The organism is Nocardia suismassiliense (genome assembly GCF_900269665.1).
In the GTDB taxonomy this organism is placed as follows: domain Bacteria; phylum Actinomycetota; class Actinomycetes; order Mycobacteriales; family Mycobacteriaceae; genus Nocardia; species Nocardia suismassiliense.
Map to the genome: position 1 here is coordinate 210,329 of NZ_LT985361.1, position 17,556 is coordinate 227,884.

18 protein-coding genes are annotated in these 17,556 nt (G+C 67.4%); 10 read left to right on the forward strand and 8 right to left on the reverse strand.

The annotated features are described in order from the left end of the window. Positions 1-26 precede the first annotated feature (26 nt). On the forward strand, positions 27-1,112 hold the full coding sequence (locus DBO33_RS00985; protein WP_107653361.1) for an ABC transporter ATP-binding protein: 1,086 nt from the start codon (positions 27-29) through the stop codon (positions 1,110-1,112). 113 nt (positions 1,113-1,225) lie between these two features. Here DBO33_RS00985 and DBO33_RS00990 read toward each other — a convergent pair whose 3' ends face one another. Both DBO33_RS00990 and DBO33_RS00995 read right to left on the reverse strand, forming a co-directional pair. Next, positions 1,226-2,023, reverse strand: a complete 798-nt coding sequence (locus DBO33_RS00990; protein ID WP_107653362.1) for an alpha/beta fold hydrolase — start codon at positions 2,021-2,023, stop codon at positions 1,226-1,228. Positions 2,024-2,273: 250 nt separating this feature from the next. Continuing rightward, positions 2,274-2,798 (reverse strand): winged helix-turn-helix transcriptional regulator, encoded by a 525-nt coding sequence (locus DBO33_RS00995; protein ID WP_107653363.1) that lies wholly within the window; start codon positions 2,796-2,798, stop codon positions 2,274-2,276. A 99-nt stretch (positions 2,799-2,897) separates the two neighbouring features. Between DBO33_RS00995 and DBO33_RS01000 the strand changes: the two genes are divergently transcribed. Continuing rightward, the gene (locus tag DBO33_RS01000) at positions 2,898-4,067 is read left to right on the forward strand and encodes a thiolase family protein (RefSeq protein WP_107653364.1); all 1,170 of its coding nucleotides are present in this window, start codon (positions 2,898-2,900) and stop codon (positions 4,065-4,067) included. Between the two features lie 62 nt (positions 4,068-4,129). On the opposite strand, the gene DBO33_RS01005 is transcribed toward DBO33_RS01000, so the two are convergent. Together DBO33_RS01005 and DBO33_RS01010 are read right to left on the reverse strand one after the other, a co-directional pair. Next, entirely contained in the window at positions 4,130-4,468 is a 339-nt protein-coding gene (locus tag DBO33_RS01005; RefSeq protein WP_159080091.1) for a hypothetical protein, read from the reverse strand. A 299-nt stretch (positions 4,469-4,767) separates the two neighbouring features. Further along, entirely contained in the window at positions 4,768-5,148 is a 381-nt protein-coding gene (locus DBO33_RS01010) for a hypothetical protein (RefSeq protein WP_107653366.1), read from the reverse strand. Positions 5,149-5,289: 141 nt separating this feature from the next. On the opposite strand from DBO33_RS01010, the gene DBO33_RS01015 reads away from it, so the two are divergent. Then, a complete protein-coding gene (locus DBO33_RS01015; RefSeq protein WP_107653367.1) occupies positions 5,290-6,276 on the forward strand; it encodes an o-succinylbenzoate synthase in 987 nt (328 codons plus the stop codon). 70 nt (positions 6,277-6,346) lie between these two features. Here DBO33_RS01015 and DBO33_RS01020 read toward each other — a convergent pair whose 3' ends face one another. Both DBO33_RS01020 and DBO33_RS01025 read right to left on the reverse strand, forming a co-directional pair. After that, on the reverse strand, positions 6,347-6,862 hold the full coding sequence (locus DBO33_RS01020) for a TIGR04338 family metallohydrolase (RefSeq protein WP_107659845.1): 516 nt from the start codon (positions 6,860-6,862) through the stop codon (positions 6,347-6,349). 150 nt (positions 6,863-7,012) lie between these two features. Beyond that, on the reverse strand, positions 7,013-7,879 hold the full coding sequence (locus tag DBO33_RS01025; protein ID WP_234390631.1) for a DUF2786 domain-containing protein: 867 nt from the start codon (positions 7,877-7,879) through the stop codon (positions 7,013-7,015). 121 nt (positions 7,880-8,000) lie between these two features. On the opposite strand from DBO33_RS01025, the gene DBO33_RS01030 reads away from it, so the two are divergent. The 6 genes from DBO33_RS01030 (at position 8,001) to DBO33_RS01055 (ending at position 14,863) form a co-directional block, all read left to right on the forward strand. Next, positions 8,001-9,302 (forward strand): ABC transporter substrate-binding protein, encoded by a 1,302-nt coding sequence (locus tag DBO33_RS01030; protein WP_107653369.1) that lies wholly within the window; start codon positions 8,001-8,003, stop codon positions 9,300-9,302. A 47-nt stretch (positions 9,303-9,349) separates the two neighbouring features. Further along, entirely contained in the window at positions 9,350-10,372 is a 1,023-nt protein-coding gene (locus DBO33_RS01035; RefSeq protein WP_199856505.1) for a carbohydrate ABC transporter permease, read from the forward strand. Beyond that, on the forward strand, positions 10,372-11,250 hold the full coding sequence (locus tag DBO33_RS01040; RefSeq protein WP_107653370.1) for a carbohydrate ABC transporter permease: 879 nt from the start codon (positions 10,372-10,374) through the stop codon (positions 11,248-11,250). The genes DBO33_RS01035 and DBO33_RS01040 overlap by 1 nt, the downstream gene beginning before the upstream one ends. Before the next feature lie 290 nt (positions 11,251-11,540). Then, positions 11,541-13,781: a transglycosylase domain-containing protein gene (locus DBO33_RS01045; protein WP_234390632.1), complete on the forward strand. Its 2,241-nt coding sequence runs from the start codon at positions 11,541-11,543 to the stop codon at positions 13,779-13,781. Between the two features lie 188 nt (positions 13,782-13,969). Continuing rightward, complete coding sequence (locus tag DBO33_RS01050) at positions 13,970-14,428, forward strand: GyrI-like domain-containing protein (RefSeq protein ID WP_107653371.1); 459 nt, start codon at positions 13,970-13,972, stop codon at positions 14,426-14,428. A 9-nt stretch (positions 14,429-14,437) separates the two neighbouring features. Further along, positions 14,438-14,863: a GyrI-like domain-containing protein gene (locus tag DBO33_RS01055; protein ID WP_107653372.1), complete on the forward strand. Its 426-nt coding sequence runs from the start codon at positions 14,438-14,440 to the stop codon at positions 14,861-14,863. A gap of 216 nt (positions 14,864-15,079) precedes the next feature. Here the strand turns inward: DBO33_RS01055 and DBO33_RS01060 are convergent, their stop codons facing one another. Both DBO33_RS01060 and DBO33_RS01065 read right to left on the reverse strand, forming a co-directional pair. Next, a complete protein-coding gene (locus tag DBO33_RS01060) occupies positions 15,080-16,177 on the reverse strand; it encodes an inositol-3-phosphate synthase (RefSeq protein WP_107653373.1) in 1,098 nt (365 codons plus the stop codon). Next, positions 16,170-16,727 carry a PadR family transcriptional regulator gene (locus DBO33_RS01065; RefSeq protein WP_107653374.1) on the reverse strand — a complete coding sequence of 186 codons (558 nt, stop codon included), beginning with the start codon at positions 16,725-16,727 and terminating at the stop codon, positions 16,170-16,172. The genes DBO33_RS01060 and DBO33_RS01065 overlap by 8 nt, the downstream gene beginning before the upstream one ends. A 170-nt stretch (positions 16,728-16,897) precedes the next feature. Here DBO33_RS01065 and DBO33_RS01070 point away from each other — a divergent pair, with 170 nt between their 5' ends. After that, positions 16,898-17,308: a DUF5318 domain-containing protein gene (locus DBO33_RS01070; protein ID WP_159080092.1), complete on the forward strand. Its 411-nt coding sequence runs from the start codon at positions 16,898-16,900 to the stop codon at positions 17,306-17,308. Positions 17,309-17,556: the final 248 nt, after the last annotated feature.

Here is a 17,556-nt window from a genome sequence, read left to right on the forward strand (position 1 = left end):
TGCCGGTGATGGGATGTGATTTTGTCATGGCCACGGTGACCTTCGACCGCGCTACCCGGCTCTACCCGGGATCAACCAAACCCGCTGTCGACCAGTTGAATCTGGAGATCGAAGACGGCGAATTCCTTGTCCTGGTCGGCCCTTCGGGCTGCGGCAAGTCGACCTCGCTGCGCATGCTCGCCGGCCTGGAGGACGTCAGCGACGGGCGCATCCTGATCGGCGCCAACGACGTGACGCACGCCGAGCCCAAGGAACGCGACATCGCGATGGTGTTCCAGAACTACGCGCTCTACCCGCACATGACCGTCGCCGAGAACATGGGCTTCGCACTGAAACTCGCCAAGGTCGCCAAGGCGGAGACGCAGAAGCGGGTGCAGGAGGCGGCCAAGCTGCTCGACCTGGAGCCGTACCTGGACCGCAAGCCGAAGGCCCTGTCGGGCGGTCAGCGTCAGCGCGTCGCGATGGGCCGCGCGATCGTGCGCCAGCCGCAGGTGTTCCTGATGGACGAGCCGCTGTCCAACCTGGACGCCAAACTGCGGGTGCAGACCCGCACCCAGATCGCGCAGTTGCAGCGCAGGCTCGGCACCACCACGGTGTACGTCACGCACGACCAGGTCGAGGCGATGACCATGGGCGATCGCGTCGCGGTGCTCAAAGACGGTCTGCTGCAACAGTGTGCGACGCCGCGCGACCTGTACCAGGACCCGGTCAACGTATTCGTGGCCGGCTTCATGGGCTCGCCCGCGATGAACCTGTTCACCCTGCCGGTGTCCGACGGACGGGTGTCGCTCGGCGGCCACGTGCTGCCGCTGCCCCGCTCGGTGATCGACGCGGCCGAGGGCTCGGTGTCGGTCGGCATCCGCCCCGAGCACTTCGAGCTCGGCAACGGCGCCGGTTCCGGCATCGAGATGGAGGTCGACGTGGTCGAGGAACTCGGCTCCGACGCCTACATCTACGGCCGCACCACCTCCGAGGGCAATGCCAGCGGCGAAACTATTGTGGCGCGGGCGGATTGGCGCAACCCGCCCGCCAAGGGCACCCGCGTTCGCCTGTCCACCGACCCGCAGCACACCTACTTCTTCTCCGCCGAGGACGGTCGCCGCCTCAACTGACCAACGGTCAGTGGGGCGATGTCGGAAGCGGCTTCCTGAGCGGAGCCGCTTCCGACCCGGTCGACCTCGGATGACGAGCACGTACGCCACAACCCGGCCGCGAACTCCACCACCTAGCTTGCTGCCGTCTCGCGGACAGCTGCGGCAACTGCGCGGAAGTCCTTGCGCAGGATGTGCGAATGGTTGCTGGCGACCTTCGCGCTCACCGTGACGTTCGGGTTTGCGGCGAGCACCGGGTCCAGGGCGGTCCGCACCTTCTCCATCTCCCCTTTCTCGCTGCCGAGGCTGTCACCGGTCGCCAGGACGAACCGCACGGGGTGGGTCAGCCGGCTGAGGATCGGGACGCTGGCGGCGGCGTACTCGTTGGCATCGATGCCGACCTCGGCGTGCTGGGCCGCGGTCATTCGGGCGGCCATACCGAAGGGGCGAGCCAGCGGAAGCAGAAAACGCATCCGGTGGAACAACTTTCGGATCCGCTCCCGGCCCGCCTCGCCGGTCAAGCCGTACGGTGCGGAATCCACGATCACCGCGCCGACGACGCGATCGGGATTGCGGTCGGCCCAGTGCCACGCGAGGATCCCGCCGTAGGACCAGCCCACGAGAATCGCCCAGTGCACGCCTCGGGCCGCGAGGACGGCATCGATATCGCGCAACGAGGCCTCGAAGGAGTAGTCGGCCGATCGTTTCGATTTGCCGCGGGCGCGCTCGTCGAAGGTGATGTGCCGGAAGCCGGGGCCGAGTTCGGCGATCACCCGCCGCCAGTGCTTCTGGTCGGCGTAGGCGCCGTTCAGGTAGATGACCGGCTGGCCGGTCCCGCCGGTATCGGTGACGGCCAGCGCGGTGTCGTCGACCGGAACCATGCCGGTCCAGGTCGAATCGGTCGAGGTGGTGGTAGCTGCTGTGCTGTTCATGAGAACTACTGTCGCCGACCCGGCTGACACCGCCCTGACGCCGACCTGACACGCAGGCTGACATAGCGTTCAGTCTGGTCACCGTGCATAAATCGACAGTGGCACGCCCTGACTGTGGTCCCACCGCGGGCCGACCGGCGCGATCGACAGGTCGGCGTGCCCCGAGCGGATTGCCCAGCAGCGCCGTGCACTTGGCTTACTTGTGGCGAGGCGCGAGCGAATGGCGATGTGGCGCAGCGGGACTGCGCGGTCAGCGCTTGGCGCGTTTGCGGGGACGGATGGTGTCCAGGTAGTCCGGGTTGAGGCGGACGGCCAGTTCGTCGAGGGTTATTTCGCGGCCGGTGTCGCTGCGGACTTGCACGCGGACGGGGGCGCCGGTGGCTTCTTCGACCAGCAGCAGTGGGGGCGGGCCGGGTTGGAGGTAGGTGTCGCCCCACTGCATGAGGGCGAGGACAGCCGGGAGCAAGTCGCGGCCCTTGGGGGTCAGCACGTATTCGTGGCGGGTGCGTTTGCCCTCTTCCTGGTAGGGCTGCTTGGCCAGTAGGCCTGCTTCGGTGAGTTTGCGGAGTTGGGTGGCGGCCGCGGCGTCGGTGATGCCGACGCGCTGGGCGAAGCCGTCGAATCGGGTGGTGCCGTAGTAGGCCTCGCGCAGGATGAGGATGGCCGAGCGGGTGCCGACCAGCTCGATCGCCTTGGCGATCGAGCACTCCGTGGGCTGCCACGAGCTCAGATCGGCCAGGGGCCCTTCCATCACTGCTGCCATGACGGACATCATAGCTCAGCTGACTTGTCTCAGCTATTGCCAGGTGTAATCTGACTATGTGTTGATAGAGCCAGGCAAGGCCGCCGGGCTCTCGGTCCGAGAGGAAACACGATGAGAGACGCGGTAATTGTCGAAGCGGTCCGTACCCCCATCGGCAAGGGCAAGCCGAACGGCGCACTGCACGACGTCAACGCGGTGGACCTGCTCGCACACAGCCTGCGCGAGGTGGTGACGCGCAGCGGCATCGATCCGGCGCTCATCGACGACGTGATCGCTGGCATCGTCACCCAGGTCGGCGAGCAGGGCGCGAACATGACCCGGCGTGCGGCGCTGGCCGCCGGGTATCCCGAATCCGTCCCCGCGACAACGGTGGACCGGCAATGCGGCAGCAGCCAGCAGGCGATCCACTTCGCCGCACAGGGCGTGATCTCGGGGGCCTACGACATCGTCGTGGCCGCCGGTGTCGAATCGATGGGGCGGATTCCCATGGGCGCCAATATGGTCGGCTCCGAGGACTTCTCCGGTGTCGGCTTCGCCGGGCGTTATCCGGAAGGCTTGGTGCCGCAAGGGATCAGCGCGGAGCTGATCGCCGCCAAGTGGGGCCTGACCCGCAGCCAGCTCGACGAGTTCGCGCTCGGCAGCCACGAAAAGGCCGCGCTGGCAACGAAAAACGGCCTGTTCGCCGGCGAACTCGCACCGATCAACGGACTGACCACGGATGAGGGCATCCGAGTGGGCAGCACCCTGGACACGCTCGCCAAGTTGCGCCCCGCCTACTACGACGAGGCGATGGCCGCTCGGTTCCCGCAGATCGGCTGGGAGATCACCGCGGCCAGCGCCAGCCAGGTCAGCGATGGCAGCGCCGCGGTGCTGATCATGACGAGCGAACGCGCGAAGGAACTCGGAGTGCAGCCGCTGGCCAGGCTGCACAGCTTCGCCGTCGTCGGCGACGACCCGCTGCTGATGCTCACCGCGGTGATCCCCGCGACCCGAAAGGTGTTGCAGCGCGCCGGACTCCAGCTCGCCGACATCGATCTGTTCGAGGTCAACGAGGCCTTCTCCCCGGTGGTGCTCGCCTGGGCTCAGGAGACCGGTGCCGACCTCGGCAAGGTGAACGTCAACGGCGGTGCCATCGCCATCGGTCACCCACTCGGCGCCTCGGGCTCCCGGCTGGCCACCACCCTGGTGCACGCCATGCAGGACCGCGGCGCCCGTTACGGCCTGCAAACCATGTGCGAGGCAGGCGGTTTGTCGAACGCGATGATTCTCGAACGCCTCTGACCCGAGCCGACGCGGCGCCCATCGTGCGGTGGGCGCCGCGTCAGATCGAGACGAGCACCAGCTCAAATCGAGACAAGCACCAGCGCGATCAGGAATCCGGCCACCCAGGATTCGAGGATCAACGGCACCGCGATCAGCGGCGTCCAGCCGATCGGCCTGCGGTCACGCACCTTCCGCACCATGAGCACGACCGCCCACAGCAACGACGCCACAATGCCGCCCCACCCGACCACCTGCGCCACCGCGAGATATCGCCACGCCCGCCCATCCTGGTCATCGCCGGCAACCACCTCGTACAGCGACACGAAAGACGCCACCACCCAGGCACACCCGACGGCGACCAGCGAACCGGCCACCGCGCGCACGAGGTCCGGCACCCCGCCTCGAGGTTCCCTCGCCATACTCCCAGGATGACCCGCGCAGACGAGTGCCGCATCATGACGCTTGCAATGTTCCGGCCCCGAATTCGCTGACGATCCGGTGCGCAGCAGCACAATCGCTGTGCAACAGGATCGGTCCGGCACCCACTCCCGAACTCGTCCGCCACGTGAACTGCCCGGAGATACACGCGCAGCGCCACAACTCGTGCGCAGCAGCCTGCGACGCCCGCGCGCGAATTCGCTCGCCACGTGCGCCGTCGTCGGCGATTCCCTGCGCAGTCGTGCGCGGCGCAGGACTCGCATTCACATCCGACGGACGCTCAGCGGCCGGTCACCTGGGAGGCCAGCGCGACCCCGCCGAGAAACGAGGCGACGATCATCAGCGCGGCGAGCACCGGCCAGTACCACATGTACCAGCGCTTGACCGCGGCCACGATGATCATGATCAGTGCGCCGAGCAGGGCGAGCGCGGTGCCGCCCCAGGAGACGAGGAAGGCGGCGCCCAAGTAGTCCTCGCGGCACTTGTCCGGGCCGCACGAGTCGGTAGCGAACGCGAAGAAGACGGTGCAGTAGGCGGCGACGAGACCCAGCGCTGCTGCACCGGCATACAAGGTGAGCGCCAGCGCCAGATCCCAGGCCCGCGTCTGCGGCCGGGTGTGCGGCTGAGCCGGCCCGTAGGGAGTGGTGCCGTAGTAGGTCATGCATTGAGAATCGCGGTCGGCCGGTGCGTGGAGTACCGCAAAACTACTCAGTCCGCCTGGGGGAAATCCGGGGCGAACAGCGGAAACGGCCCGGCAGGCGAGCCCGGTCCTGCCGCGACGGTGCCCGTTAAGCTGGCAACGATGAGCGACTACGCCGCCGACAGCATCGTCTACGCGATCCCGATGCGCACCCGTTTCCGTGGCATCACCGTGCGCGAGGGCATGCTGATCCGGGGTCCACTCGGCTGGGGCGACTTCTGCCCGTTCACCGAGTACAACGACCGGGAAGCGGCCGGGTGGCTGGCCACCGCGCTCGAGCAGGTGACGGTCGGCTGGCCGGAACCGGTGCGCGACCGGATACCGATCAACTGCACGGTCCCCGCGGTCGATCCGGAACGCGCGCACGCGATCGTCGCCGGGTCGGGCTGTGGCACGGCGAAGGTGAAGGTCGCGGACCATCCCGCTTCGCTCGCCGAAGACCTGGCCAGGGTCGAGGCGGTGCGCGACGCGCTCGGTCCGGACGGTGCCATCCGGGTAGACGCGAACGCCGTCTGGGACGTCGATACCGCAGTCGCGCACATCGCCCGAATCGACAAGGCGGCAGGCGGTTTGCAGTATGTCGAACAGCCTTGCCGGACCATCGAGGAACTGGCCGCGGTCCGCCGCCGGGTGGACGTGCGCATCGCCGCCGACGAATCCATCCGCCGCGCCGAGGACCCGCTGAAAGTCGCCGTCGCGGGTGCCGCCGACATCGCGGTCCTGAAATGCACTCCGCTGGGCGGGGTTCGCCGCGCACTGCGGGTGGCCGAAGCGGCTGGTCTGCCCTGTGTGGTCTCCTCCGCACTGGAAACCAGCGTCGGCCTCGCCGCTCAACTCGCCCTCGCCGGTGCCCTCCCCGAACTCGAATTCGCCTGCGGGCTGGGCACATTGTCGCTGCTCAATGGCGATGTGGTCAGCGATTCGCTGCGTCAGCTCGACGGCTATCTGCCGGTGCCCAGGACACCACCCCAGCCCGATCCCGCCCTCGTCGAGCAGTACCGGCAGCAGGACCCGGACCGCACCGCATGGTGGCAACAGCGGCTCGAGCGGGTGCTGCGACTGGTCGACTCACCGCCGGAAGCGGTCTGAGCGGACACTTTTCGCGTCTGCCGCACCGAAAACCACCTCGGCCGCCCGAAAGTGTCCGCGCAAGCCGGGACTACCCGAGCCGCACACCGCAACCCAGCATGGTCGCGCGCAGCACCAGTGCCGCTTCCGGCCCGATGATGCCGTCGACCAATTCGAGGTAGCGGGCGCAGAATTCGGGGCCGTGCGGGGCCACCGAGCCGGGCGCGGATTCGAGATGGTGCGCTAATTCGTGCAGCACCACCAACTCTCGCAACGCCCACGCCCGCCCGCCGCTGTGCAGCGGTACGGCGAGCACGCCCTCAGCGGCCTCATAGTGCGCGGCGGTCGCACCGGCACGAGACCGGACCCGCACCGCCGTGCCCGCCCGATCCCACTGCGCCCGAACCCAATTCAGGGCGAGAACCTTGTCCGCGTAGCTCTGCACGGAGGCCACCGAGGCGAAGCGCCGCTCGATCGGCAACGTGAGATGCGACCCGTACAACTCGACGGTCCGGCTGCCGTGCTCGTCGGCCCGATCGAACATGCCGCGCACCAACTGCTCGGCGTCGTACACCTTGGCGCGCTGAGTATCTCGCACGCTCACCAGCATCGTCCCCCGCACGCGCCGATGCGACCCGAGTCACCGAACCATTGCGAGGCCACCTGAAGACACGCGCCGAGCCGAAGGTGGGCGGAGCTCACGCCGCCCCCTGCGCGACCACGCCAGGAAGCACGCGCAGCCCGAACTGCCTGAAACTCATGCCGATCCATTGGTCGAACCGCGCGACCGGCGCGTCGTCAACTGCCCGCGCGCCGCCCCGAGCTCCGGTGAGGTACCGATCCGAGCCGCCTTACCCGCGCGGTCACCCGCCCGCCGGGCCGCCGCCGAATGCCCGGCCGAGGCCTGCGGACCCCGCCAGGTCCCGCGCGCCTCGGAGGTGCTGGCATAGAAATCGGTGAGCTCGATCTCCTTGTTGCGCAACGCGAGCGCCGTGCCCGCCGCCGTATTGTCCGCGGGCACCGCCTCGGCCTCGACCTCCGCCTTGACCGCGGCCAGCCGCTGCCCGATCCGCGCGGCGAACGCCATCTGGAAGTTCAGCCGCGCCGTCACCCCCGCGACCGGCGCCTGCACTGTGCGTTGCACCTTGCGCCCCCAGCGCTTTTCGGTGACCACCTTCTCCACCGTGGCCGAGCGGTACTGCCCGGACTTGATGTATTGGTCGGACGCACGCACCATCTGCACGAGCAGACTCGCGTACAACGCCTCGCAGGTATCGATGTCGGAGTCGAAACCGTAGGCGTACACCTGAGTCGAGGTGCGAGCGACATCGCAGCGCACATCGTTGGCGTGCGCGATGGCGACGAACAATTGCACGTAGGTGCGCAGCCCGCGCTTGCCTGGTTCGCCGATCGCGATGATGCGCTGGATCGGCGTCGCGCGGCGCTCACGCCCCGCGACGTGCGCACGAGCGACCGTCAGATCGATCGACGACCGGGTCGCCAGTCGTTGCGCGGCGGCCAGAAACGCCTCCGCCTCGTGCTCGTTGTCGGTGGATTCGGCCTGGCGCAGCAGCCCACCGATGCGTGTCAGCATCCGCTCGGGAACCGGGTTCGGCGATGTCATCACACGCCAGAGTAGCGAGCACTTCCCGCCACAATCCCGCGAGTCACTGCCACACCATGTATCTTGCGTTGTGCAACCGGCAGGGTGTGCTAATGCTCACGATCGATCTGGAGTGTCCACGATGGCTGTGAAAAAGGTGTCGTCCCTACGTACGTCGCTCGTACCGAAGGCCGCGCTCGCGGCTGTCTCGGTCGCGCTGCTGACGGCGACGTTCACCAGCGCCTGCTCCAGTGACAGCGGGGGCAGTCCGACGAGCCAGAACCTCACCGGGCGCGGGCCGATCACCTACGTCGAGGGCAAGGACACCACCGAGACCGGTGCGGTCAAGCAGCTCATCGAGCGCTGGAACGCCTCGCACCCGGACGAGCAGGTGACGTTCAAGGAGCAGTCGAACGACGCCTCGCAGCAGTTCGACGATCTGGTCGAGCACATGCGCTCCAAGCAGTCCGACTACGACGTGGTCGCGCTCGACGTGCCGTGGACCGCCCAGTTCGCCGCGAAGGGCTGGATCCAGCCGCTGAAGGATTCCTTCGCCATCGACACCTCCGCGCTGCTCTCCCCGCCGGTCGCCAGCGCCACCTACAACAACACGCTGTACGCGGCGCCCCGGAACACCAACGGCGGCCTGCTGTTCTACCGCAAGGATCTGGTGCCCAACCCGCCCAAGACGTGGAAAGAGCTGCTGGACCAGTGCCCGCTCGCCAAGGAGCAGAACATCGGCTGCTACGCCGGTCAGTTCGCGCCGTACGAGGGCCTGACGGTGAACACCGCCGAGGTGATCAACGCCTACGGCGGTAGCCTCGTCGGCGCCGACGGCAAGACCCCGACGGGGAACAGCGCGCAGTCCCGGGCCGGGCTGAAGGTCCTGGTCGACGCCTACAAGAACGGCGACATCCCGCCGGAGGCGATCACCTTCAAGGAGCCGGAGAGCAGCAACGCCTTCGCCCAGGGCAACCTCATGTTCCTGCGTTCGTGGCCGTCCACCTACGGTGACGTCGGCGGCGACGCCTCCTCGGTGAAGGACAAGTTCGGCGTCGCCCCGCTGCCCGGCGAGAACGGTGTCGGCGCGTCCACCCTCGGTGGTTACAACGCGGCGATCAGCGCGTACTCCAAGAACAAGGCCACGGCGCTGGACTTCCTGCGCTTCCTGATCAGCGAGGACGCCCAGCACATCGTCGCCTCGGGCGCGCTGCCCTCGGTGCGCGCCTCGATGTACGACGACCCGGCGCTGATCGCGAAGATGCCGTACCTGCCCGCGCTCAAGGATTCCATCTCCAGCGCGGTGCCGCGGCCGGTCACCCCCTTCTACCCGGCGGTGTCGAAAGCCATCCAGGACAACGCTTATGCTGCGCTGAAGCAGACCAAGACCATCGATGACGCGATCATCGGGATGCAGAAGGGCATCGAGACCGCGGGATCGTAGAGCGGATAGCGCAGCGGACCCGACGAGACCCGTAGGAGAGAGAAACGGTGTCGGATCCTTCGGGAGCGGCCAGCACTGTGCCGAGTGAGGAATTCCTGCCACGCAAGCGTGGCCTCGGCGAGACCCTGGCATTGGAAATGCGGCGCTCCGGCAAAGCCTGGATGTTCGTCGCGCCGGTGATGGTGGCGCTGGCCGTGGTCATCGGCTACCCGGTCATCCGGGCGTTGTGGATGTCGTTCCAGAAGGATTCGGGTCTCGACCCGGCGACGGGCATGTTCGTCGAGGGCGGCAGCGCGGGCTTCTCGAACTACACGCACTGGCTGCTGCAGCAATGCCAGGCGGGCGGCGAGATGGTCAGCTGCCCGACCGGCAACCTCGGTTCGCAGTTCTGGGCGGCCATCCTGATCACGCTGTTCTTCACCGTGGTCACGGTGACGCTGGAGGCCACGCTCGGGCTCGGCTTCGCCATGGTGATGGGCAAGACGTTCAAGGGGCGGGCACTGCTGCGCGCCGCGGTGCTGATTCCGTGGGCGATCCCCACGGCGGTCACCGCGCGGCTGTGGGAGTTCATGTTCCAGTACGACGGGGTGGTGAACCGGGTACTCGGCACGAACATCCTGTGGACCTCCGATGCGTGGCCCGCGCGGTTCGCGGTGATCGCCGCCGACGTGTGGAAGACGACGCCGTTCATGGCGTTGCTGCTGCTGGCCGGCCTGCAGGTGATCCCGGCCGACGTCTACGAGGCGGCCAAGGTCGACGGCGCCACCGCCTGGCAGCGGTTCACCCAGATCACGCTGCCGCTGCTCAAGCCGGCGCTGCTGGTCGCGGTGCTGTTCCGGACGATGGACGCGCTGCGCATGTACGACCTGCCCGCGATCATGACCCTCGGTAACCCGTCCACCCAGGTGGTGTCGATCCTGGTGGTCGATCAGGTCCGGCAGGGTCCCAACAGCGCGGCCGCGCTGTCGACGATCACCTTCCTGATGATCTTCGCGGTGGCCTTCGTGCTGGTGAAGGTCCTCGGCGCCAACGCCGTCCGGACCCAGGAAGAACAGCGGGAGGCGCACTGATGTCGGTTCGGACTGCGGAAAAGCCTGCCGCGCCCTCGGTTCCGTGGACGCAGCGGCTCAAGTCGGTGCGGCTGTACGCGGGCGTGGCGATCGTGCTGATCTGGGGACTCGGGCCGTTCTACTGGATGACCGTCACCGCGTTCCGCGATCCCGCCTACACCTTCGACAGCACGCCGTGGCCGACGCATCTCACGCTGGAGAACTTCCGCAACGCGTTCGACACCAGCCGTGGCAACAACTTCGGCAGGGCGCTGGGCAACAGCGTCATCATCGGTTCCATCACCACGGTGATCGCGCTGGTGCTCGGCGTGCTCGCCGCCTATGCGCTGGCGCGCCTGACGTTCCGCGGCAAGTACGTGGTGTCCGGGCTGATCCTGAGCGCCTCGATGTTCCCGGTGGTCGTGCTGGTCACCCCGCTGTTCCAGCTGTTCACCAACCTCGGCTGGATCGGCAAGTACCAGGCGATGATCATCCCGAACATCTCGTTCGTGCTGCCGATGACCGTCTACATCCTGGCCTCGTTCTTCGCCGAACTGCCGTGGGAGCTCGAAGAGGCCGCGCGGATCGACGGCGCCACCAAACTGCAAGCGTTCCGGCTGGTGATGTTGCCGCTGGCGGCGCCCGCGGTATTCACCACCGCGATCCTGGCCTTCATCGCCGCGGTGAACGAATACCTGCTGGCCCGACTGCTTTCCAGCGGCAGCACCGAGCCGGTCACCGTCGCGGTCGCCCGCTTCTCCGGCAACAACCCGCTGGTCGAGCCGTACGCCGCGATCATGGCCGCGGGCGTCATGGTGTCGATCCCGTTGGTCATCATGGTGCTGCTGTTCCAGCGCCGCATCATCTCCGGCCTCACCGCGGGTGGCGTCAAGAGCTAGAACACCCGCTCACAGCACGTTTTTCGAGCTATCACCGGAATCCGGCCGTACCCCGGCGGGCCGGTGATAGCATCGCGGGTCACCCACGGCGCGAGTAAAGTCGGGCTCGTGGGGGCCATTTCCGATCGTTGTTCGTGCAGGTGAGTTTCGGCCGACGCTCCGGGAGGAGATGATCGTGAACGAGCGCCAGCGAGTGAGCCAGGGACACCGCGCGTCCGCGGGCGCGACGGGGCCGAGCACCGGCGAGGCAGCGTCGTGAGCCGGCACCGGGGAGCCGGCGAGGCAGCGTCGTGAATTCTTTTCGCAAACGGCGAAAGGATGCACCGGAGTCCCCGCCCTATGCGTCGATCGCCGGCTTCAACGAGCTGGGCGGCAGCACCGAGCGCGGTAAGCGTCCCGCCGCGAAGCCCAAGACGCCCCGACCGACACCCACGCCCGACCCGGACCACCCCCCGCGCACCCGAGCCGAACGTTTCCGTCGGCTGGTGCTCGCCCTGTTCATCATCTTCGGCGCGGTACCGACGCTGCTGTTCGTGCTCGTCTACTGGAGCGCCGAAATCCCCGAACCCGGCTCGGTGCAGACCAATCAGATCGCCACCGTGCTCGCCGCCGACGGCAGCACGGTGATCGCCAAGGTGGTGCCGCCCAACGGCAATCGCACGCCGGTCCCGCTGGCCGAGGTGCCCGAGCCGGTCCGCAACGCGATGCTCTCCGCTGAGGACCGCAACTTCTACAGCAACCCCGGCTACTCGACCTCCGGCTTCCTGCGCGCCGCCCGCGACAACATGCTCGGCCGGGACAACGCCGGCGGCGGCTCCACCATCACCCAGCAGTACGTGAAGAACGCCTTCCTCGGTTCCGAGCGCACGCTCACCCGGAAGATGCGCGAGCTGGTCATCGCGGCCAAGATGGCGCGGCAGTGGAGCAAGGACGACATCCTCGCCGCCTACCTCAACACCATCTACTACGGCCGCGGTTCCTACGGCATCGCGGCGGCGACCAAGGCGTACTTCAACAAACCGGTGAACCAGCTGACCCTGGCCGAGGGCGCGGTGCTCGCCGCGCTGGTCCGCACGCCGTCCATCCTCGACCCCGAAACGCACCTGCCGGATCTGACGGCGCGATGGAAGTACGTGCTGGACGGCATGGTCGAGATGGGCGTGCTGGCGCCGGGCGACCGGGACGCGACCACCTTCCCGGCGATCATCCCGCTCAGCGAGATCCCCGACGACAACGTGGCCCGCGGCCCCGAGGGCCTGATCCGCACCCAGGTGGTGCGCGAACTACGCTCCTCCGGCATCAGCGAGCACGAACTGAACACCGGCGCGCTGCAGATCACCACGACCATCGACATGAAAGCCCAGCAGGCCGTGCTGGACGCGGTGCACAACCGGCTCAGCGGCCAGCCGCCGGAACTGCGCGCCGCGGTCGTCTCGATCGATCCGCGCTCCGGCGCGGTGCGCGCCTACTACGGCGGCGACGACGGCATCGGCTACGACTACGCCCAGGCGCCGTTGCAGACCGGATCGGCGTTCAAGCCGTTCGCGGTGATCGCCGCCCAGCAGCAGAGCATTCCGCTGAACCGCATGCTGGACAGTTCACCGGTCACCGACCGGGGCACCAAGATCACCAACGTGGATGGTGAGACCTGCGGCCGCTGCACCATGGCCGAGGCGCTGAAGCGCTCGCTCAACACCAGCTTCTACCGGATGACCATGTCGATGTTCGACGGACCCAAGGCCATCGCCGACGCGGCACACGCGGCGGGCATTCCGGAACAGATCCCCGGTGTGGCGGGCAAGACCCTCACCGAGGACGGCGGGCGGCCGCTGAACGGAATCGTGCTGGGGCAGTACCTCGTTCGCCCGATCGACATGGCCTCCGCGTACGGCACGATCGGCGCGTCCGGCGTGTATCACCAGCCGTATTTCGTGCAGCGAGTGGTGACCGGCGACGGGCGCGTGCTGCTCGACCGCGGCGCGCCCGAACAACAGGTCGGCAAGCAGTTGCCCGAGGGTCAGCAACGCATCCCGCGCACCATCGCCGACAACACCGCCCAGGCGATGACGCCGATCGCCGCCTACTCCAACGGCCACGCCCTGGCCGGCGGCCGTCCGTCCGCGGCGAAGACCGGCACCACCCAGCTCGGCGAGTCCAAGCTGAACAAGGACGCCTGGATGATCGGCTTCACCCCGTCGCTGTCCACGGCGGTCTGGATCGGCACCGAACAGTCGCAACCGATCCACACCGCGCGCGGCACCGACATCTACGGCTCCGGCCTGCCCGCCGACATCTGGAAGCAGGTGATGGACGGCGCGCTCGCCGGCACCCCGATCGAACAGTTCCCGGCCACCAACGGTGCGGCGACGGCCGCGCCGCCGGGCGCGAACAAACCGTCGGGCGGCAACTACGACATCCTGAATCCGCCGCAGGGTCCGCCGCGGGAACCGATCGTGATCATCCCGCCCGCACCGGAGGGACCCAAGGAAGTGGAGATATTTCCCGGCCTGACCATTCCGGTACCGCGATAGCGATGATGCTGTGACCTTCTTGCACCCAGGGGAACGCATGACATGGCAGCATCGTTTGCCAGAGTGAGAGCGAACAGCGAGTGTGTCGGACAAGGCCGACGCCGATGCCGCGGGATCGATGCGGAAGGATATGCGCTCGAGCGACGACGCCGCCAATTGGAGACAGACGAGACATAGGGGCTACGCCGGTGGATTTCAATGTCGTTGACCAACCCGAGACGCTGGTGGCGGGAACAGTACTTCGCAGCCCGGCGCTCGCGGTCGAAGGACCGCGCCGCGCGAAAGTCGAAGAGGCGTGGAAACGCAACCTGGCTCGCCAGCTGCCCGGGCCGCCGACGACCGCGTACGTGGACCACGCGCCGGAAATCAATTCCTATCTGACGCACATCGTCGGCTACCGCTGCCGCAGCCTCGACGACTTATTGCCCGGTGACGTGCTGGCCAGGGTGCCCGCGGGCCGATTCGCCCGATTCATCGCCAGCGGGGACAACCTCGGCGACACCATCGTGCACATCTGGCGTTCGGTGTGGGACGCCGAGGCGGCGGGCCGTTTCGTGCGCGCCTACACCGGCGATTGGGAGCACTATCCCGACGCGCGCACGGCCGAAGTATTCGTAGCGCTGGCAGACGATCAAGTCGACGGGTAGGAACAGACTGTGGACTTCGAGATTGTCACGTTGGACGAGAGCCTGGTCTCCGGACTGACCGTTCCGCTGGCCGGGCGCGAGGTGACCGCGCGCGACCTCGACCTGGTGAACTTCACCTGGGACCGCTACCTGGCGCGCGAGAAGAGCGTGCCCAGGGTGGCCGCCTACATCGGCCAGAACGACCACGCCGTCGCCGTGCTCGGCTACGAGGTGGCCTCGATGGACGAGATGGACGCGGGCGACGTACTCACCCGTGTCCCGCACGGCCGCTACGCCAAGTTCGTCGTCTCCGACAAGCCCTACGACCTCCTGCGCACCGCCTGGGCCCAGGTCCGCAAGGCCGAAAGCGCGGGAACCATCACCCGCTCGCACACCGCCGAGATCGAGCGCTACACCGGCCCGACCTCGGTAGAGGTCTACGTCTCCCTGGACTGAGCACACCAACAAAAGCCGCCCGGAGGTAAACCTCCGGGCGGCTTTTATGGACCTACGGCACCACCACAGCGCGAGTCTTACGAGCGCCGTTCGTGGCCCGTCTCGCGTCCGAGTGGACGAAGCGCATGCGCCGAAGGCGCGAGTCTCGTCCGCTCGGACGCGAGACTAAGGGGGCCACGAACACGCCGCGGCCACGCGGCCAAAAACACAGCTAACTCACGCTTCGATGATGAAGGCTTCCAGCTGCTCGCGGGCGACGTCGTCGGCCAGCTGCTTCGGCGGGGACTTCATCAGGTACGCGGACGCCGGGATGACCGGTCCGCCGATGCCGCGGTCCTTGGCGATCTTCGCCGCGCGCACCGCGTCGATGATGATGCCCGCCGAGTTCGGCGAGTCCCACACCTCGAGCTTGTACTCCAGGCTCAGCGGCACGTCGCCGAAGGCGCGACCCTCGAGCCGGACGTAGGCCCACTTGCGGTCGTCGAGCCAGCCGACGTGGTCGGACGGGCCGATGTGCACGTCCTTGGCGCCCATTTCCTTCTTCAGGTTGCTGGTGACGGCCTGGGTCTTGGAGATCTTCTTCGACTCCAGCCGCTCCCGCTCCAGCATGTTCTTGAAGTCCATGTTGCCGCCGACGTTGAGCTGCATGGTGCGGTCCAGCTGCACGCCGCGGTCCTCGAACAGCTTGGCCATCACGCGGTGGGTGATGGTCGCGCCGACCTGGCTCTTGATGTCGTCACCGACGATGGGCACGCCCGCCTTGGTGAACTTCTCAGCCCACACCGGGTCGGAGGCGATGAACACCGGCAGCGCGTTGACGAAGGCGACGTTCGCGTCGATGGCGCACTGGGCGTAGAACTTGTCGGCCTCTTCCGAACCCACCGGCAGGTAGGAGACGAGGACGTCGACCTTGTTGTCCTTCAGCACCTTCACCACGTCGACCGGCTCGGCCTCGGAGAGGTCGATCGTCTCGGCGTAGTACTTGCCGATGCCGTCGAGGGTCGGACCGCGTTGCACGACAACGTCGCTCGGCGGCACGTCGGAGATCTTGATGGTGTTGTTCTCGCTGGCGAAGATCGCCTCGGCGAGGTCGAAACCGACCTTCTTGGCGTCGACGTCGAACGCGGCGACGAACTTCACGTCGCGGACGTGGTACTTGCCGAATTTGACGTGCATGAGGCCGGGCACGGTCGCGGTCTCGTCCGCGTCCTTGTAGTACTGCACACCCTGGACCAGCGAGGAAGCGCAGTTGCCCACACCTACGATGGCGACGCGAACTTCTGTGGCGTTGTCAGCCTTCTTGTCATCACTCATGGCCGATATTTCCCTCTTTCTGTGGTGCCGCCTTCGTCGATTGCTCCGCCGCAATCAACTCGTTGAGCCAGCGCACTTCGCGCTCGCTTGATTCGAGTCCGAGCTGGTGGAGCTGCCGGGTGTAACGATCGAGCGACCCGCTGGCCTTCTTGATCGCCTCCCGGAGTCCTTCTCGGCGCTCCTCGACCTGACGCCGCCTGCCCTCCAGAATCCGCATCCGCGCTGTCGCGGGGGTGCGGCTGAAGAAGGCGAGGTGGACGCCGAAGCCGTCGTCGGTGTAGTTCTGCGGTCCGGTGTCGGCGAGCAGTTCGCTGAACCGCTCGCGGCCCGCCGGAGTCAGTTGGTAGACGCGGCGGGCACGGCGCGTGACCACACCCGCTGGGATCTCCTCGGCGATCAGTCCGTCCGACTGCATACGGCGCAGCGTGGGATAGAGCGACCCGTAGGAGAAGGCCCGAAACGCGCCGAGCAGGCCGGTGAGCCGCTTGCGCAGCTCGTAACCGTGCATGGGCGATTCGAGGAGCAGCCCGAGGATTGCCAGCTCGAGCACCGGGCTTCACCTCCCTGACTATGTACAGACCTAACCGATGGATGCGACTCCAAACTATATCGGAGCGATATAACGCTGCACAGTCGTGGGCGATATAAAGCACGATCTACCGGGTTTCTCATACCCCTGAGCCGGGGCGGCCCCTCGGCAACACCGCTACTCTGGTTCTCGTGCGAATCCAGCGGCAAGTGGTCGACTACGCCCTCCGGCGTCGGTCGTTGCTGGCTGACGTGTATGCGGGCCGCGTCGATGTCGCCGAGGTATGTGATGCGAATCCCTACCTGCTGCGTGCGGCGAAGTTCCACGGCCGGGGGAGCGAGGTCACATGCCCGATCTGCCGGAAAGAACAGCTCACGCTTGTATCTTGGGTCTACGGCGACGGTCTCGGACCGGTGGCGGGATCGGCTCGGACCCCGGAGGAGCTGACTCGCCTGGCCGAGACTCGTGAGGAGTTCTCGGTCCATGTCGTCGAGGTATGCCGCAGCTGCAGCTGGAATCATCTGGTGCAGTCCTACGTCCTCGGGACCACGCCGGCGCCAACGCGGCGTCGCACCGGGACCCGGCGCACCGCAGCCGAATGAAATGCCTGGTCATCTGCCCGTCGGGTGACTCGCGGAGCCACCACGTGTCCGCCGCGGTCGACGTGACCGCCCCGAGCCACCCGCACCGTTACGAGTTATGGAGATCTTGTCAGTGAATTCGCCCTACGAGACTTCCCCCTACGGCGATGAACCGCACGGCGGCCGTCCTCCACGGAGTTCACACCCAGGTCCCAATCCGTATCAGAACCCACGCCCCGGCCCGCCGCCGCCGGGCGCCCGGCCCGGCC

Bases quoted from the DNA above. Each gene is read 5' to 3' on its own strand.
- DBO33_RS00985 (WP_107653361.1), top strand. From the start codon at position 27: ATGGCCACGGTGACCTTCGACCGCGCTACCCGGCTCTACCCGGGATCA.
- DBO33_RS00990 (WP_107653362.1), bottom strand. From the start codon at position 2,023: ATGAACAGCACAGCAGCTACCACCACCTCGACCGATTCGACCTGGACC.
- DBO33_RS00995 (WP_107653363.1), bottom strand. From the start codon at position 2,798: ATGATGTCCGTCATGGCAGCAGTGATGGAAGGGCCCCTGGCCGATCTG.
- DBO33_RS01000 (WP_107653364.1), top strand. From the start codon at position 2,898: ATGAGAGACGCGGTAATTGTCGAAGCGGTCCGTACCCCCATCGGCAAG.
- DBO33_RS01005 (WP_159080091.1), bottom strand. From the start codon at position 4,468: ATGGCGAGGGAACCTCGAGGCGGGGTGCCGGACCTCGTGCGCGCGGTG.
- DBO33_RS01010 (WP_107653366.1), bottom strand. From the start codon at position 5,148: ATGACCTACTACGGCACCACTCCCTACGGGCCGGCTCAGCCGCACACC.
- DBO33_RS01015 (WP_107653367.1), top strand. From the start codon at position 5,290: ATGAGCGACTACGCCGCCGACAGCATCGTCTACGCGATCCCGATGCGC.
- DBO33_RS01025 (WP_234390631.1), bottom strand. From the start codon at position 7,879: ATGACATCGCCGAACCCGGTTCCCGAGCGGATGCTGACACGCATCGGT.
- DBO33_RS01030 (WP_107653369.1), top strand. From the start codon at position 8,001: ATGGCTGTGAAAAAGGTGTCGTCCCTACGTACGTCGCTCGTACCGAAG.
- DBO33_RS01040 (WP_107653370.1), top strand. From the start codon at position 10,372: ATGTCGGTTCGGACTGCGGAAAAGCCTGCCGCGCCCTCGGTTCCGTGG.
- DBO33_RS01060 (WP_107653373.1), bottom strand. From the start codon at position 16,177: ATGAGTGATGACAAGAAGGCTGACAACGCCACAGAAGTTCGCGTCGCC.